The sequence below is a fragment of the Kribbella sp. NBC_01510 genome, from assembly GCF_045040325.1.
GTDB lineage: Bacteria > Actinomycetota > Actinomycetes > Propionibacteriales > Kribbellaceae > Kribbella.
This window is the reverse complement of sequence record NZ_CP109418.1, coordinates 8,182,621-8,199,618: the sequence shown is the minus strand read 5'-3', so window position 1 is coordinate 8,199,618 and position 16,998 is coordinate 8,182,621. Positions and strand designations below refer to the sequence as shown.

The 16,998-nt window shown below is 65.5% G+C and carries 10 protein-coding genes; 7 read left to right on the top strand and 3 right to left on the bottom strand.

Annotated elements, in window-relative coordinates; genetic code table 11:
• Positions 1 to 19: 19 nt before the first annotated feature.
• The 4 genes from OG558_RS40115 (at position 20) to OG558_RS40100 (ending at position 8,056) form a co-directional block, all read left to right on the top strand.
• Positions 20 to 4,810, top strand: coding sequence for a discoidin domain-containing protein (locus tag OG558_RS40115; protein WP_405067697.1), 4,791 nt, complete (start codon positions 20 to 22; stop codon positions 4,808 to 4,810).
• 99 nt (positions 4,811 to 4,909) lie between these two features.
• Positions 4,910 to 6,181, top strand: coding sequence for an ABC transporter substrate-binding protein (locus OG558_RS40110; RefSeq protein WP_405067696.1), 1,272 nt, complete (start codon positions 4,910 to 4,912; stop codon positions 6,179 to 6,181).
• A gap of 160 nt (positions 6,182 to 6,341) precedes the next feature.
• Positions 6,342 to 7,187, top strand: a complete 846-nt coding sequence (locus OG558_RS40105; protein ID WP_405067695.1) for a carbohydrate ABC transporter permease — start codon at positions 6,342 to 6,344, stop codon at positions 7,185 to 7,187.
• The gene (locus tag OG558_RS40100) at positions 7,184 to 8,056 is read left to right on the top strand and encodes a carbohydrate ABC transporter permease (RefSeq protein WP_405067694.1); all 873 of its coding nucleotides are present in this window, start codon (positions 7,184 to 7,186) and stop codon (positions 8,054 to 8,056) included. Before OG558_RS40105 ends, OG558_RS40100 begins: the two co-directional genes overlap by 4 nt.
• Before the next feature lie 314 nt (positions 8,057 to 8,370).
• Here the strand turns inward: OG558_RS40100 and OG558_RS40095 are convergent, their stop codons facing one another.
• Genes OG558_RS40095 through OG558_RS40085 form a run of 3 tightly spaced genes read right to left on the bottom strand, consistent with a single transcriptional unit; the run spans position 8,371 to position 12,483 of the window.
• Positions 8,371 to 10,410, bottom strand: coding sequence for a glycoside hydrolase family 36 protein (locus tag OG558_RS40095; RefSeq protein ID WP_405067693.1), 2,040 nt, complete (start codon positions 10,408 to 10,410; stop codon positions 8,371 to 8,373).
• Positions 10,382 to 11,167, bottom strand: a complete 786-nt coding sequence (locus tag OG558_RS40090) for a FadR/GntR family transcriptional regulator (protein WP_405067692.1) — start codon at positions 11,165 to 11,167, stop codon at positions 10,382 to 10,384. The genes OG558_RS40095 and OG558_RS40090 overlap by 29 nt, the downstream gene beginning before the upstream one ends.
• Positions 11,164 to 12,483, bottom strand: coding sequence for an L-fuconate dehydratase (locus OG558_RS40085; protein WP_405067691.1), 1,320 nt, complete (start codon positions 12,481 to 12,483; stop codon positions 11,164 to 11,166). Before OG558_RS40085 ends, OG558_RS40090 begins: the two co-directional genes overlap by 4 nt.
• Before the next feature lie 142 nt (positions 12,484 to 12,625).
• On the opposite strand from OG558_RS40085, the gene OG558_RS40080 reads away from it, so the two are divergent.
• The 3 genes from OG558_RS40080 to OG558_RS40070 are packed head-to-tail and all read left to right on the top strand — an operon-like array spanning position 12,626 to position 16,966.
• A complete protein-coding gene (locus OG558_RS40080) occupies positions 12,626 to 15,001 on the top strand; it encodes a glycosyl hydrolase family 95 catalytic domain-containing protein (RefSeq protein ID WP_405067690.1) in 2,376 nt (791 codons plus the stop codon).
• A gap of 25 nt (positions 15,002 to 15,026) precedes the next feature.
• Complete coding sequence (locus OG558_RS40075; protein WP_329479041.1) at positions 15,027 to 16,019, top strand: ABC transporter permease subunit; 993 nt, start codon at positions 15,027 to 15,029, stop codon at positions 16,017 to 16,019.
• The gene (locus OG558_RS40070; protein ID WP_405067689.1) at positions 16,016 to 16,966 is read left to right on the top strand and encodes a carbohydrate ABC transporter permease; all 951 of its coding nucleotides are present in this window, start codon (positions 16,016 to 16,018) and stop codon (positions 16,964 to 16,966) included. Before OG558_RS40075 ends, OG558_RS40070 begins: the two co-directional genes overlap by 4 nt.
• Positions 16,967 to 16,998 lie beyond the last annotated feature (32 nt).

The window sequence follows — 16,998 nt, the reverse complement described above, 5'->3', positions numbered from 1 at the left end:
CCAACTCGAAGGAGGTAGCGTGAAGAGTTTACGAAGGATCCGGTACGGCGTACTCGCGGCCATGACCGCGCTCGGTCTCGCCGCGGGCAGCAGCGTGCTGGCCCAGCCGCAAGCACACGCGGCACAGACGGGCGGAACCGCGCCGTACCTGAACCAATGGGCGGTGTCCGGTCCCTACGCCGACGCGGAAGCGATCGGCGTGGACACCTCCACCTGGCAGTACTTCGACGACCGGATCTTCAACCGGAACTACGACGACTACAACGACTTGATGGGCTACTTCGACGTCAAGCAGGGGCAGTCGACGGTCGACAAGTGGGTGGCGGCTGCGAGCTACGTCTACAGCCCCACCGCACAGACCGTGCAGTGGCAGGTCGGCGGATCGGGACTGTACCGCTTGTTCGCCAACGACGCCCCGGTCGGGCGGCAGGACCAGATCGCAAGCCGGGTCAGCAAGAGCGGCACGAAGTACCCGGTTCAGCTGAATCAGGGCTGGAACAAGCTGCTCATCGAGATCCAGCACAAGAACCCGGGCAAGAACAAGAACTTCCTCGGCTTCTACACGAGGATCGGCGACAGCGCCGGTAACGCCGTACCCAGCCTGACCTACTCGGTCACCGGGCCGAACGTCGCGGGCAACCAGCTCAGCATCGTTACGAAGGGCTTGAGCGTCGATCGGCAGGCCTTCGCTGCGCGCAACGCCGAGGTTCCGGCCAACGACTACCCGTCCAACACGCTGCCGTACGCATACGACGAGAGCCCTTACGTCGGCATGGTCGCGACGATCGACGGCAACCGGAACACGTCGAGCATCGCCCCAGAGGCGGCTCCGTTCACGTTCCAGGCAGCGGGCGGAAGCCCCGGCTACTCCTGGACCATCGTCGCCGGCCAGCTGCCGCCAGGCCTGACGCTGGCACCGGACGGGCACATCGACGGCACCGTCGCGGACGGCGCCAACGGAGCATCGCAGAAGGACTACACCTTCACCGTGAAGGCCACCGACGCGGCGGGCGCCACCACCACGAAGCAGTACGCCATCACGGTCAAGAAGAACCCGGTCGATTGGTTCATCGACGGCAAGATGTCGGCGCTGTCACACACCACAGGCACGATGCCGAACCTCTACGACCCGAACTTCAACTACGACGAGTGGGCTCAGACCGCCAAAGAGATGGGCATGACCATGCTCTCGACCGAGAGCTTGCAGAACACCATCTACTACTGGCCGTCGCCGAACGCGAACCTGACGCCGGACAACTCGAACAAGTTGTACAAGTACAGCGCCTTGTACCAGTCCTCGGACGGCAGTTGGCACGTGAAGGACCGGGTGCTTCAGGCGAAGCAGGCCGCCGAGCGCTACGGCCTGAAGTTCGGCGTCTATGTGTCGTCGTTGTACGAAGGGTCGGAGATCCTCGAGAGCGACATCCAGGGCCTGGTGGCGCGGTACGACCCGTGGTACGTCTTCGCCGACGGCGGTCCGGAGAGTTACTCCAATCCGGATGTCGCCTGGAGCTCCGCGCGCAACTACAACGATCACGTGCTGATCGACGCCAACCCGAACGCGCAGACCGGCGACCAGGACATCACGCTGCACGAGCGCCCGTTCTGGAACAGCGAGCCGTACACCGATGGCGGTTGGAGCACCGGGATCCTGCCACAGGGCCGGAAGGTGGCTCATGAAGAGTGGAACGACCCGTACACGACAGCACTGGACGTGTGGACGCAGTACGCCAAGGGCAACGAACGCGACGACTGGGCCGAGGCGACGAAGGAACTGATCAACCAGTACGGCCATGGCTATGTGATGAACTACGACTCCTCCATCACCGTGAGCCGCGGCATGGACAATCTGAGCAGCAACCTGGACAACACCAACATCTTCTCGATGGTGCCGGTGTCGTCGCAGCAACTGTCGGACATGCGGTCGTCGATCGTGAAGTGGATGGACAACGGGCGCGGACCCGATCTGCGCGAGTCGATGTACGGCACCACGCCGTACACCATGGACTACACCCTGAAGCCCGGCTGGTACACCGACCCGCAGAAGGCGATCGCCCACGGTCAGGGTCCGGACTGGGGTTACGCGATGTCCCGCGACCAGTACGTGTACATGCACATGGTCAAGAACCAGATCCAGGGGACGGCGAAGACGGGCTTCACCGGCCAGTCGGCGATGAGGAACCTCGGCCCCTTCGACTACCCGGTCCAGCAGGTGCAGTGGCTGAACAAGGGCAGCTCGCTTCCGTTCACCACGGAGGCGTCGAACGGCAAGTACTACGTCTCGATCGACACCTCCGATGTCACGGCGGATCCCATCGACACCATCATCAAGATCCGGACCGCGAATCCGGTCCGGAAGTACAAGATGACGAGTGTCAAGCTCTTCAGCAGCCAGACCGGGCCGGACAGCCTGCAGTTGCGGGCCGAGAGCTACATGAACAATTACACGAACGTCCTCGCTCCCGCGAAGCTCAAGTACACGAGCAGCAACCCGCTGGTGGCCACCGTGAGCGCGGCGACCGGCGTGGTCAGGCCGATCGGCGACGGCACGGCGACCATCACCGTGACATCGACGTACGACGACGGTATCAACCGCCCGCAGGTCATGACGGACACCTACCCGGTCAAGGTCCGGAACCGGGCGATCTCCGCCGCCCTTCCACTGGTCGGCGTGAACCTGTTGACGAACGGAGCGCAGTTCTGGGGGCAGTTCAGCACCGACAAGGACGTTCCGGTTGCGTTCAAGGGCTATACCCGCAAGGGCGGCGACATCGATGTCCTCGACGCCACCAACGTCAAGTTCCACTACGCGGCGGTGGACGGCCGGCGCGACAACGCCGCGGGCAAGATCACGGTTACGGAGATCCCGGCCGACCAGTCGCCCTTCGTTGTCACTGGCAACAGAATGCGGTTCATCGACAAGGTGCCGGCACCGACGATGTACAGCTACTGGGCCGACGTCACGGTGGATGGGAAGACATACACCTCGACGCGGAACTACATCACGCTGCTCCCGGACTCCGACGTGGCCGCAGGCATCACGCCGAAGGTGACCACCGACAGCGCGCATGCCAAGCTCCTGTCCGACGGCACAATCAACGACGCGACCGGCGGCAACCTGGCGAAGTGGACGGCGCCCGCCGGCGACGAGAATGCAGCCATCACCTACGACCTGGGCAAGATGCAGGACCTCTCGCGGGTCAACATCTTCTTCAATCACCACATGCCGAACGCCGACAACGTCACGTACTACAACGTGCCGAAGAAGGTGAAGATCGAGTACAGCGAGGACGGCGAGCATTGGACCGCCGGCAACGAGACGAACACAGTGTCCGGCGCCGGGCTACCGACTGCGAGAAACACGCTTGCCGTTCCGGGCAATGACACCACGCTGTACGGATGGGAGCAGGACGGCCTCTACTACAACTATCCGGTCGATCCGGCCAAGCCCAGCGTGCACGCCCGGTATGTCAGGATCTCCTTCCCCGGCGGCGGGCAGGGCGGCAGCCCGGTCGATGTGCTGGACGTCCGGGTGTTCTCACTGCGAGACCTGACCGCGCTCGGCAGCGTCCAGCTGCAACCGAAGGCCGCGACGGACGGCCGTACGGCGACGATCGAGGTCAAGGGCTCCTCGTTCCTGGGAGCACCACTCGACTTGAGGGACGCCGACCTGACGGTCACCAGTGACAACCCGTCCGTTGTGGGCGTCGGTGCCGACCGGGTGCTGTCATCCGGTGCTGCGGGGCGGGCACGAATCACTGTCTCCGCGGAGCTGGCCGGGTACCGGGCCGAGGACTACTTCTACGTCGACGTGGACGCGGCTGGACGGATGTCGTTCCCCGCCTTCCTGAAACAGGTGAAGCTTGCGCTGAGCAACAGCTCGGTCAAGGTGAACGCACCGGCCGTCGGTGCGATCGAGGGAACGCTCAACACCGGCGAGAAGGCGAACCTTTCGAAGGCGAAGACCGAGTACATCCTCAGCGACAGCAGACTCCAGACTGTGCCGGGCAGTAACACGATCATGCTGAAGGAGCCGATCACGAGCGGGTTCCAGGCCACGGCGAAGGCAGTCGTGACGCTGGACGGCGTACCGGTCGAGTCGAACCCGGTGGCGATCACGGCGCTCTCCGACAACATTGCGGGCTCGGCAACAGTCACGGTCTCTTCCGTCCGCGATCGCAATGGCGTACCGGACGGCAACACCCAGGACGACCGCTACCTGGGCCCGAAGGCGACGGACGGCAACAAGGCGACGTCATGGGCCGCCAAACAGACCGACCACAGCCCGTGGATCAAGCTGCAGTTCCCGGCTTCCGTCACGATCGACCGGGTCAACCTCGTCGACCGCGGCCATGAGGTCAACCAGATCGTGGAAGGCGTGCTGGAATGGGAGGGTGGCAGCAAGCGGGTGACCGGTATCCAATGGGACGGTCAGCCGGACAACATCGTGAAGCTCGACGCTCCGGTCACGACAAGCTGGGTGAAGTTCACGATCGATCCTGACAACGCCTACAACAATCCGAGCGGGGCGGAATGCGGGCTGGCCGAGTTCGGCGTGTTCGCAGTACAGGAGCCGAAGTCCGTCGTCGACTTCACGTCGGTCGCCGTCGACACGAAGGTCGGCGAACTCCCGGCCCTGCCGGCGCAGACCGGGGCTGTCTACAGCGACGGCTCCACCGGTCCAGTAGCTGTGACCTGGGATCCGGTCACCCCGGACATGGTCGCCAAGGCAGGCTGGTTCACCGCCACCGGCACGGTCGCGGGAACGCCGCTGAAGCCGACAGCCGTCGTCAGCGTCCTGGACCGCTGACGTCCGCGACGTAACTCGTTCTTTCGCGAGCACCGTCGCGAACCCTCTGCAATCCAATGAACGGAGACAACACCGATGTCGATCTCACGCAGGCGTGTCGTGGCCACTGCACTGGCCGCTACGGTCACCCTGGCGCTGAGCGCGTGTACTGCCGGCAGTACCGCGGGCGCCGGCCAGTCCGGCTCGCAGAACGTCACTTTGACCTTCCTCACGTTCGAGAATCCCAACCTGACGCCGGCCTACTGGGATGCCGCGATCGCCCGTGCCACCGCACAGGTCCCGGGCGTCACGATCAAGAAGCTGGTCGGCCAGAACTCCACGGCGTACCTGCAGCAGTTGTACGCATCGGGCCAGGCGCCGGACATCATGACCAGCATCTCGCCGAACGGGTTCGCCGAGAAGGGTGAACTCGCCGAGTGGTCCCCCGAAGAGATGAAGGACTTCGAGGACCCGACGGCAGGGGCGATCGGCGGGAAGACCTACGCCCTGTCGTACAACGTGCAGCCGATCCCGCTCGTGTACTACAACAAGGATCTGTTCGCCAAGGCCGGTGTCACGGCCGCGCCCAGGACCTACCCGGAATTCCTGGACGCCTGCGCGAAGCTGAAGGCCGCGGGCATCGTCCCGATCGAGATCGGTGCCGGTGGCAAGGACACCTGGGCGGGTGCCTTCGGCCTCGGGGCGACCGTTGCCACCGACGTACTGACCAAAGACCCGGACTGGTTCCAGCAGCGCACCGACGAGAAGGTGAAGTTCACCGACCCGGCCTTCGTCGGCGCGACGAAGAAGGTTGCCGAGCTGGTGGCCAAGGGATACATCGACAAGGCCGGCCTGAGCCGCTCGTACGCGGATTCCGGCCAGGCCTTCCTGGACGGCAAGTCCGCGATGTATCCGATGGGGTCCTGGTTCTCGGCGACGCTCGACAAGACGCCGCCCAAGTTCGGTGCCGGCCTGTTCGGCTGGCCCGGCGACGACGGCAAGAACATCGTTCCGGTTGTCACCGGTGGGGGACTGATGGTGAACTCCCACGCGAAGAACGTCGACCTGGCCAAGAAGTGGGCTCTGGCCTTCTCGAAGGACAAGGAGAACCTCGACAACAGCGTCCGGACCGACGGACTGATCGTCGGTATCAAGGGCTACACGCCCCCGTCGGACACCGGCCCGATGTACAGGGCGACCCTCGCTGCCTACCAGCAGGCGAAGCATGACGGTGCGATCGTTCCGGCCTGGATGAACACGTCGGGCGATGGCTCGTTGCTCCCAGGCTTCTCGGACAAGCTCAACCCGGCGATCGTCGACCTGATGACTGGCCGAAAGACGGCGGAGGACTTCGCGGCCTACCTCGACCAGCAGTGGGCTGCGGCACGCTGACCGGTCCCTTGGTATCTGCTGGAGGCTTTGGATGGACACTGCAGTCGACACCCGCGACCGACAGAAGGCCGGCACCGGCCGTGACATGAGACCACGAAAGGAGTCGCCCGGATCGCGACCTCGGCGGGCGGGCAGAACTGGCGAGGCACTTCACTTCCTGGTGTTCGCAGTACCTGCCGCCGTCATCTATATCGGACTGGTGCTGGTGCCGATGGTGATGGCCATCGGCACCAGCACCACCGACAGCAATCAGTTCCGTCCGGTCACCAGCTTCATTGGGCTGCGCAACTACCTCAACCTGTTCCAGGACCCTGCATACCTGCAGGTACTGCGCAACACCGTCATCCTGACCTTGATCGTCACCGTGGTACCGAACGTCGTCGGTCTCGGCATCGCGCTGCTGCTGGACCATCGCGGCTGGGTATTCAACGTGATGCGAGCGGTCTTCTTCATCCCGGTGGTGCTGTCGTCTGTCGTCGTGGGAGTCATCTGGGAGGCCGTCCTCACCAATGACGGCCTGCTGAACCAGATCCTGCGCGGCCTCGGGGTCGCGCATCCACCTGGCTGGCTGTCGGACCCCGGGATCGCGTTGTACAGCATCGCGTCGATCATCTGCTGGCAGAGCCTCGGGGTGTGTGTGGTGATCTACCTGGCCGGGTTGCAGGGCATACCTCGGGAACTGGTCGAGGCGGCGACCATCGATGGCGCGGGTGCGGTTCAGCAGTTCCGGGCAGTGACCTGGCCGCTGCTCGCGCCCGCTGTCACCATCACGACCGTGCTGCTCCTGATCGGCGGATTCAAAACCTACGACCAGGTCAAGGTGATGACGAACGGAGGGCCGGGCGTCGGCACCACCTACACGCTGGCGTTCGACGTGGTCGAGACGGGTGTCAACGGACCTCACGTGGGCTACGGCGCGGCAAAGGCCACGGTCATGCTGGTCCTGATCGCTCTCGTCTCGACTCTCGTCCTGCGCGTCCTCCAACGCCGTGAGCTCGAGCGATGAGGCCCGGCAAGGGTCAGCCGGCGAGCACGGAGACGCCGTTGCCGGGCCGAGGCCGCGGAGCGACACGGACGATCGCTGCGCTGGCGGTCACGTCGGTGTTCGCGTTGCCGGTCTACCTCGTGCTCACGAACACGTTCAAGCGCAGTGGGGATATCTTCTCGCGGCCCGGCAGGTTGCCGCTGCCGCCGACGCTGTCGAACCTGTCGGCGGTGCTCGACCGGCCCGATCGGCTGTTCTGGTCGGGGCTGATCAACAGCGTGCAGGTCACCGCTTTGTCGGTTGCGGCGTCGACGGTCCTGTCCGCGATGCTGGCGCACTATCTGGTCCGATCGAGAACCCGCGCTGCCAAGCTGCTGACGGTACTGGTCGTCATCGGCCTGACGATCCCGATGGCGGTCACGCTGGAACCTGTCACCAAGATCCTGCTGTCGCTGCATCTGATGACGACGCTGCCCGGACTGATCCTCGTCAACATCGCGTGGAACGTGCCATTCGGAGTCCTCCTGTTCATGGGCTTCATCAAAAGCATCCCGCTCGAACTGGAGGAAGCAGCCGCGATCGACGGCGCAGGCCCGATCCGGTCGTTCTTCGCGGTCGTCTTTCCTCTGCTGCGACCTGCCGCCGCCAGCGTGGTGATCTTCACCGCGGTCGGAGTGTGGAACGACTTCATTACGCCGCTGATTATCCTCGGGCCGGCCAACGGAACGACCGTGACGGTCGGAATGTACCGTCAGATCAGCGAGCACGTTTCCGACTACGGCGCGGTGTTCGCCTTCATGGTGCTGGCGACCGCCCCCGTCGTCGTCCTCTTCCTCTTCTTCCAACGACACTTCGTCAAAGGCCTCCTTGGCGGCGCTACGAAAGGGTGACGAAGCTGTCCGAAGCGCGAGCAGAGAGCGTGCTCCTTGGCCGGCCACACCAACTCAGCCGCCGTCTGCTGTTCGGCCGACTCCTCTGCGTCTTGCCTGCCACATCCGGGGTTGGTTGTTCAACGCGCGGCTGGTGTGAAGGATCAGTGTGATCGGTGACGTCGCGTGTCGATATGATGTGACGCACAGTTGCGATCAGCGCGCGGATGGCGGTGCAGGTGATCATCGACGGTGGAAGCGACGCCGGCGAAGCCCGCCGCATCGAGCTGGCCACGTCACTCACCGTCCGGGAGAGCACAGCACCCCCTCGACCGTTATGACCGTGTCAGGCGCAGGACCCGGGCGGAGGGCTCGGGGGTGTTCGCGGTGATGGTGAGGGTGTCGTCGGTCCAGGTGTAGGTCCAGGCGGTGGCCTCGGTGCCCTCGGTGGGGAAGTGGGGATCGATCCTCGAGCGGGGGAGGGAAAGGGTCACGGTGGATGGGCCTGTGGTGCGGTGCCAGACGGTCAGGTAGGAGCTGTCTGGGCCGTTGAGGGACAGGGCGATCCAGTCATCGGTCCAGGTCGGGAGTCCGAGCGGCCAGGCGGGGACGAGCGTGTCGAGATCGTCGAGAATGGCGCGATGCGCGGCCAGGGCTGATCGGATCAGGTCGACCTCGGTCGGCGTCATCTGGTCGAGGTGGCCGGACAGGTAGAGGCGGCCGGGGATGCCGTTGACGAGCGCGAAGGTGAATTCCTCGCGGGTGCTGCCGCTGATCGGGTAAGCCCAGTGGCCGGCTTGTTCGGGGAGTACGGCGGCCGGCGCGGCTGCGGTGATCGGTGCGTAGAGCAACGGATGTTCCTGGTCCGAGGTCGATTGCAGGTGCAGCCGGGACAACATCGCGTAGTCCATCCGCATCGCGCCCGACGCACAGTTCTCGATCAGCAGGTCGGGGTGGCGCGTCTGAAGATCGTCCAGCCAGCGGAGAAGTGCTCGTTGGTGTTCGAGCAGTCCGTGGCCGAGCGACGTACCACGCTTGTCGGTGCCGGGACCCGTCATCGTGTTGTTGTCGAACTTGAAGAAGCCGATGCCGAACTCGCGGACCAGCCGGTCGACGGTCTGATCGAGGTGCGCCCGGGCGACGGTGCTGCGCAGGTCGAGCAGATAGCGGCCGGATTCGGCGACCCGGACGCCGCGCCGGGTGAGGAACGCGTCGTCGGGTAGTTCGTGGGCGATCGGCGAGCGGACGCCGATCACCTCGGGTTCGAGCCAGAGGCCGGGAACCATGCCGTGGGAGTGGATCCGGTCGATCACCTCGGCCAGCCCGTTCGGGAAGCGGGTGGCCGACGGCTGCCAGGCTCCAACGGTGTTCCACCAGTCGCCTTCGGCGTACCAACCGGCGTCGATGCAGAAGTAGTCCGCCCCGACCTCGGCCGCGGCGTCGATGAGGGGGAGCAACTTCTCCGTCGTCGGATCGCCCAGCAGGGTGTTCATGTAGTCGTTGAAGACGACCGGCGCCCGGTCGTCGACCGGGCGCCGGTCACGTATCGCGCGACGTTGCCGGGTCAGGGCAGCGAACACACTGTCCCGGTCCGTCCCGGCGACGAGCGAGACCGGCACTGTGGTGAAGGGCGTGTCGGCGGTGAGCTCGATACTCCATTGGTGCTCCTGATCGGTCGGACCGCTCAGCAGCAGGTAGCCGCCGTACCGGCTTTCGCCGATCTCGTAGTGCCACGGTCCGTTGTGCTCGATCTGCCACCCGAGGGCGTACGGCGTGCTCCGACCGATGAGAACGCCCACGGGCAAATGCTCCCCGGTCGACCATGAGCCGGCGCTCGTCACCGCATGCCGGCTTCTGGCGACATGACTATGCGCGTCGCTGACGATGTCCGCCAGCGTCTCAGAGCGCAGCGATCTGGCTGACCATCGGTTCTCCGCCATCCAGCTGTTGGCAGCGGAGTGCAGCTCGGCATCGACCGATGGGAGGCCGACGACCAGGGACGACAGGAAGGTGAGCTCGAGCGTGCCCGGGCCTGTCATCGAGGCTTCGGACCAAGCACGTACGCCGGCCCGCGCGTCGAAGACGCTGGTGACGCGCAGACCCGTACCTGGATCGTCCTGGATGATGCGCAACGTCGCCCCGGTCTCCTCGTGGCGGACGTAGCGCAACTGTTGCCCGAGGGTGCTGTCGACATGCCGGTAGGTGCTCGGCGAGAGTCCGTGTCCGACGGCGGACACCTCGACCAACGGCTGGCTGGGAACCAGATCCTCGCCGTCCGGTCGGGAGGCTTCGCGTACGCCGATCAGTCGCACCGGACCGTCGTCGAGAGCGAAGGTCAGGGTCAACTCAGGGCTGCTCCAGCGCAGGAGATTCATCCACAGCTCTCGTTTCGTCGTCGGTTCCGCGGCGGGTCTCGAGGAGGTAGTCCTCGACCGTGAACAGGTGGGCGGCCATGCGGATCCGGGCCCGGTCGGGGTCGTGCGCCGTCAGCGCGGCGAGGATCGAGAGGTGTTCCGCGTGGGCCGTCTCGTCGGCGCCGGGCTGCGTGATCGATCGGCGCAGCCGGTCGCGCATCGTCCGTCCACCCAGCGCGTTGATCAGCGCTGCCAGAACCGGATTGTCGGCCGCGTCCGCGATGATGCGGTGAAAGGCGATGTCGTTCTCGATCACTGTCTCGTGATTGGGCTCCTCGAGCCTCAGCTCGGCCTCGTTGTGACGCAACAGCTCGGCAGCGGCCTCGAGCTCTGCCAGTGCGATCTGTTGCGCCGCCAGGGCGGCGGCCTCCATCTCGAGGACGCGGCGTACTGCGTGCAAGTGATGCGTTCCGCTGCCGTCCTGCAGGTCGACGACGAATCCGATCGGTGCGAGCAGCATCGACGGATCCAGCTTGGTGACGTAGGTACCGTCACCTTGCCGGGTCTCGAGAACTCCCATCATCGACAGCGCGCGGACCCCTTCGCGCAGCGGATTCCGGGAGACCCCCAGTACCGCGGCGAGGTCCTTCTCGACGGGAAGCCGGTCGCCTGGCCGGAGCGCGCCGTCGATGATCATCTGCCGGATGCCCTCGATGACGACATCGGTCTGCGAGACGCCAGGTGTGCGAGATCTCTCGGCCAGCTTGCCGGGGGTCATGGAAGCGGGTCCTGTTCCGCGCGTGCCGTCCAGTAGGTGCCGTCCGGAAACCGGTAGGTCTGAAGTGACTCCCTGTGCATCTCGGCACTGTAGCCGGGGGCGGTCGGAAGCACGTACGCGCCGGCCCGGACCACGCAGGGGTCGACGAAGTGTTCGTGCAGGTGGTCGACGTACTCGGTGACGCGGCGCTCGAGACTGCCCGACACGGCGATGTAGTCGAAGACCGCGAGGTGCTGTACGAGTTCGCACAGACCGACACCACCCGCGTGCGGGCAGACCGGTACGTCGAACCAGGCGGCGAGGAGGTAGACCGCGAGTACTTCGTTGACGCTGCCGAGGCGGGCGGCGTCGAGCTGGCAGTAGTCGATGGCGCCGGCCTGGAACATCTGCTTGAACAGCACCCGGTTCATCCCGTGCTCGCCGGTGGCGACGCCGATGGGTGCCACGGCCTTGCGGATCGCGGCATGACCGAGGATGTCGTCGGGACTGGTGGGCTCCTCGATCCACAGCGGGTCGAACTCGGCCAGCGCCTTGACCCATTCGATCGCCTCCGGGACGTCCCATACCTGGTTCGCATCGATCATCAGGTGACCGTCCGGACCGAGCACCTCACGGGCGATGCCGCAGCGCCGGATGTCGTCGTCCAGGTCGGCGCCGACCTTGAGTTTGACGTGTTTGTAGCCTGAGGCAACGGCTTCTTCGCAGAGCCTGCGCAGCTTGGCGTCGGAGTATCCGAGCCACCCGGCGGAGGTCGTGTAGCACGGGTAGCCGGACTCCTCGAGCTGCTCGGTTCGTTGCTTTCGGCCCGCTTCTTGCCCGGCCAGGAGGGTGACGGCCTGATCGGGCGTCAGGACGTCGCTCAGGTAGCGCAGGTCCGCGACCTCGACGAGTTCCTCGGGTGACATCTCCGACAGCAGTCGCCACAGTGGTACGCCGGCCCGTCGGGCGGCGAGGTCCCAGACCGCATTCATCACCGCGGCCAACGCGAGATGGACGACACCCTTGTCCGGGCCGAGCCACCGCAGTTGGCTGTCCGACTGCAGCTCCCGGTAGATGCCGCCGAGGTCGCCGCAGAGCTCGTCGACGTCACGACCGACCAGCGGCTGGGCGCGTTGCCCTGCCGCCGCGGCGCACAGGTCGTTGCCCCGTCCGATGGTGAAGGTGAAGCCGTGTCCGGACAGGCCCGGAGCGTCGGTGTGCAGGAGGACGTATGCCGCTGAGTAGTCGCCGTCCTTGTTCATCGCGTCCGAACCGTCGAGGGTCAGCGACGTCGGGAAGCGGACGTCGACAACCTCGACCGAGGTGATGCGTGGCATGGCGGCCCCTCACTCCGTCCCATAGAGATGGGATCTTTCTGCTGGTTCAATGGCGTTAAGTATGGACCAATCGCGGCGACAGCGCTACGATCCCGGAAATTCGTGGGATTAATACCTCGTCTTGTCGACGGAGGACTGCAGTATGGGCAACCTGGTGAGCTCGGACCGGTCCGGCGTGCAGCGCTTGTACTACGACCGGCCCGCCGGAACGTGGTTGGAGGCGCTGCCGCTCGGCAACGGCCGGATCGGCGCGATGTGTTTCGGGGGTGTCGGCAGAGACCGGATCGGGCTGAACGACGAAACTCTGTGGTCGGGCGGTCCGGAGACCGCGCGGTTGTTGTCGACTCCGCTCGGTGCGACCGGCGCCGAGGCGGTGCAGACTCTGCGCGACGCGCTGAGGGCCGGCGACATCCGCCGGGCGCACGAGTTGGCCGGCGGCTTTCACTCCGGCTACTGCCAGGCCTACCTGCCATTGGGTGACCTCCTCGTGGAGGTTCGCGTCGATGGCACGACACCTGCGCCCGGCGATGTCGCGCAGTACCGGCGGGAGCTCGATCTCGACGCCGCGACCGCAACGGCGGAGTTCGAGATCGGCGGAGTGGTGGTGCGGCAGGAGGCCTTCGTCAGTGCGCCGGACGGTGTCCTGGTTGTGCGAATGACGGCGTCCGAGCCGGTACTGGCACTGACGTGCCGGTTGACATCGCAACTGCAGTCGCGAGTACACGCAGTCGAGGACGGGCTCGGATTGTTGCTGCAGGCTCCGGCCGATGTCGCTCCTCCGCATCGCGATGTCCCGGAGCCGATTCGGTACTCCGAAGGCGCGGATCGCGGCATGGCAGCGGCCATCGCGCTGCGCGCCTCGAGCGACGGGGAGATCCGCGCCGTCGAAACCGAGCTCACGGTCGAGGACGCCACCGAAGTCACCCTGATCCTCTCCACCGGCACTGGGTACGCCGGGCCGTCGACCTCACCGACTAGATCGGCGGCGGAGTGCTGGGCCGCCGCGGATCAGACGGTGCTCGCGGCGCGCGATCGCGCGTACGGCGAACTCTTGGCTGATCATCGCGAGGATCACCAGCGCCTGTTCCGTCGTTCGTCGCTGGAATTGGCCGGCCCGGCGGGGCATGGCGAGCTGCCGACCGACCTGCGGGTCGCGGGCGCGGCCGACGTCGAGGACCCCGCACTGGCTGCGCTGCTGTTCAACTACGGCCGCTACCTGATGATCGCGAGTTCACGATCGGGTGGCCTGCCGACCAACCTGCAGGGGATCTGGAACGACATCCTGCGGCCGCCATGGAGCAGCAACTACACGGTGAACATCAACACCGAGATGAACTACTGGCCGGCGGAGACGACCAACCTGTCGGAGTGTCACGAACCGCTCCTCCGCTACATCGGTCAGCTCGCCCAGGCGGGACGGACGACGGCCGGCGAACGGTACGGCTGTGGTGGATGGACCGCGCACCACAACGCCGACGCATGGTGCTGGTCGTTCCCGGTCGAGGGGGATCCGCGGTGGTCGAACTGGCCGATGGCAGGTGCCTGGCTGGCCCGCCATCTGTGGGACCACTACGCGTTCACCGGCGATCTGGAGTTCCTCGGCGAGTCGTGGCGCGTGCTGCTCGGGGCCGCGGAGTTCTGCCTCGACTGGTTGGTGGAGCTGCCCGACGGCACCCTCGGTACGGCGCCGTCGACGTCACCGGAGAACGACTACATTGCCGACGACGGCCGGCCCGCATCGGTGACCTGGTCGGCGACCATGGACCTGGCCCTCATCTCGGACCTCTTCCAGCGGGTCGAGCAGGCGGCCGAGCTGCTCGATGTCGTCGATCCCCTTGTCGGTGAGCTGTCCACTGCCCGCAAGCGGCTGCCCGAGCCATCGGTCGGCGCGCGGGGACAGCTGCAGGAGTGGGCGTCTGACCTGCTCGAAGAAGATCCCCATCACCGGCACATGTCGCACCTGGTCGGTCTGCATCCAGGCGATGCGATCACACCGGACAGCACACCGGTCCGTGCGGCCGCGGCGGCACGGACGCTGGACCTGCGGGGCGACGAGGCCACGGGCTGGTCGCTGGCGTGGAAGATCAACCTGCGGGCACGTCTTCGCGATGCGGCAGCGGCACACCGCCTGGTCCAGGCGTTCCTGAGGCCCGCGGACGACTCCGCGACCGGGAGACCTGGCAGCGGCGCGGGCGTCTACCCGAATCTGTTCTGTGCACATCCTCCCTTCCAGATCGACGGCAACTTCGGTGCGACGGCGGGAATTGCGGAGATGCTGCTGCACAGTCATACCGGCGAGATCGAACTGCTGCCCGCTCTGCCCGCCGAATGGCCGAGCGGGCGGGTGACGGGTCTGAGGGCTCGTGGCGGGGTCACCGTCGACATCGCCTGGACGCCACGCGGCGCCGAAGCGGTCCTGACCGCCGATCGGGATCAGGAGCGGGTCGTACGCCACGGCGACGATCGGATGCCGGTCAGGTTGACGGCCGGCGTCGGCCACCGCGTGAGCTCGAGTTGATCGCCGGCTTGGACGAGGAGGTTTCATGGCAACCCTGACCACCATCCGGCCACCGGCCGGTGAGACACCAGCACGGCCCAGGCGACGACGGGGACGGGAGCGCCCCGGTATCAAGGGGCTGCGGCGCAGCCTTCAACGGCACTGGACGCTGTACCTGCTGATGGTCGTGCCGCTGATCTGGTTCGCGGTCTTCAAGTACATCCCCATGTCGAACGCGGTCCTGGCCTTCAAGAGTTTCAACGTGATCAAGGGCATCTGGGGAAGCCCGTGGGTGGGCTGGCAGAACTTCGACCTGTTCTTCCACAACCCGGTCTTCTGGACCCTGGTGAAGAACACCTTCATCCTGTCGGTCTACACCGTCGCGGCGAGCTTTCCGATCGCGATCATCCTCGCGCTGGCACTGAACGAGATCCGCACCGGCGTGTTCAAGCGGACGGTGCAGATGGTGACGTACGCGCCGTACTTCATCTCCACGGTCGTGGTCGTGTCGATGACGATCCTGGTGTTGTCGCCGCGGTTGGGCATCGTCAACGAGGGGCTGGGCTTCTTCGGGGTCCCGGCGATCGACTTCCTCGGGAACCCGGACTACTTCCGGCACATCTATGTCTGGTCCGACGTGTGGCAGACCACCGGGTACTCCGCGGTGATCTACCTGGCCGCGTTGTCCGGCATCGATCCGGCGCTGCACGAGTCGGCCCGGATCGACGGTGCCAGCCGCTTGCAGCGGATTCGGCACGTGGATCTTCCGGGCATCATGCCGACGGCTGTGATCATCCTGGTGCTTGCCGTCGGCAACATCATGGCGATCGGCTTCGAGAAGGCGTTCCTGTTCCAGAACCCGCTGAACCTGAGCCAGTCCGAGATCATCGCCACCTATGTGTACAAGACGGGTCTGCTGAACGCGGACTTCAGCGGCGCCACCGCGGTCGGGCTGTTCAACTCGGTGATCAACCTGGTGCTGCTGCTGATGGTCAACACGATCGCCAAGCGGATCACCGGGAACGGATTGTGGTCATGAGCGCTCAGACTGAAGCGAGAACGCTGCCGAGCAAGAGAGGCGAGCGCCGTGCGGCGCGGGCACGCCGGATCCGCGAGCCGCGGACCGACCGGATCTTCCTGTTCTGTGTGTATCTGCTGCTGGCGGTGTTCTTCGCGGTCGTCCTGCTGCCGTTGCTGTACATCGTGGCCAGCTCGTTCAGCAGTCCGGCGGCGGTCTCGTCGGGGCGGGTGCTGTTCTGGCCGGTGGAGTTCTCGCTACGTGGGTACCACGCGGTGTTCCAGAACCCGCAGATCGTCCAGGGCTACCTGAACTCGTTGTTCTACACGGTGGTCGGGACGATCGTCAGTGTCACGCTGACGATCGCGATCGCCTATCCGATGTCGCGGCGCACACTGGTCGGCCGGAACGTCGTGATGACGTTGATCCTGTTCACGATGCTGTTCACCGGCGGCCTGATCCCGACGTACCTGGTGGTTCAGTCGGCCGGCCTGCTGGACACCCGGTGGGCGTTGATCATCCCGCAGGCGATCGGGGTCTGGCAGGTGATCATCGCCCGGACCTACTTCCGTACGGCGATCCCGGAGGAGCTGGTCGAGGCCGCGGAGCTGGACGGGTGCGGTGACTTGCGGTTTCTCTGGTCGGTGGTGATCCCGCTGGCCAAGCCGATGATCGCGGTGGTCGCGTTGATGTACGCGATCATGCAGTGGAACTCGTACTTCGACGCGCTGATCTATCTCAAGAACCCGGACCTGTTCCCGCTCCAGCTGGTCCTGCGCAACATCCTGATCCTCAACACCACCGGCGGTGGGGCCGTCGACGCATCCGTCATGCTGCAACGTCAGCAACTGGCCGATCTGCTCAAGTACTCGCTGATCGTGGTGGCCAGCGTCCCGGTGCTCCTGATCTATCCGTTCGTCGCGCGCTATTTCACCAAGGGAATCATGATCGGCGCCGTCAAGGGCTGATCCTCCGCATCACCTCGACCCCTGTGAGGGAC

What these genes read in the sequence shown, in the direction of transcription:
- OG558_RS40100 (WP_405067694.1), top strand. Translation starts at nt 7,184, where the DNA reads ATGAGGCCCGGCAAGGGTCAGCCGGCGAGCACGGAGACGCCGTTGCCG.
- OG558_RS40095 (WP_405067693.1), bottom strand. Translation starts at nt 10,410, where the DNA reads ATGAATCTCCTGCGCTGGAGCAGCCCTGAGTTGACCCTGACCTTCGCT.
- OG558_RS40090 (WP_405067692.1), bottom strand. Translation starts at nt 11,167, where the DNA reads ATGACCCCCGGCAAGCTGGCCGAGAGATCTCGCACACCTGGCGTCTCG.
- OG558_RS40085 (WP_405067691.1), bottom strand. Translation starts at nt 12,483, where the DNA reads ATGCCACGCATCACCTCGGTCGAGGTTGTCGACGTCCGCTTCCCGACG.
- OG558_RS40080 (WP_405067690.1), top strand. Translation starts at nt 12,626, where the DNA reads ATGGGCAACCTGGTGAGCTCGGACCGGTCCGGCGTGCAGCGCTTGTAC.
- OG558_RS40075 (WP_329479041.1), top strand. Translation starts at nt 15,027, where the DNA reads ATGGCAACCCTGACCACCATCCGGCCACCGGCCGGTGAGACACCAGCA.
- OG558_RS40070 (WP_405067689.1), top strand. Translation starts at nt 16,016, where the DNA reads ATGAGCGCTCAGACTGAAGCGAGAACGCTGCCGAGCAAGAGAGGCGAG.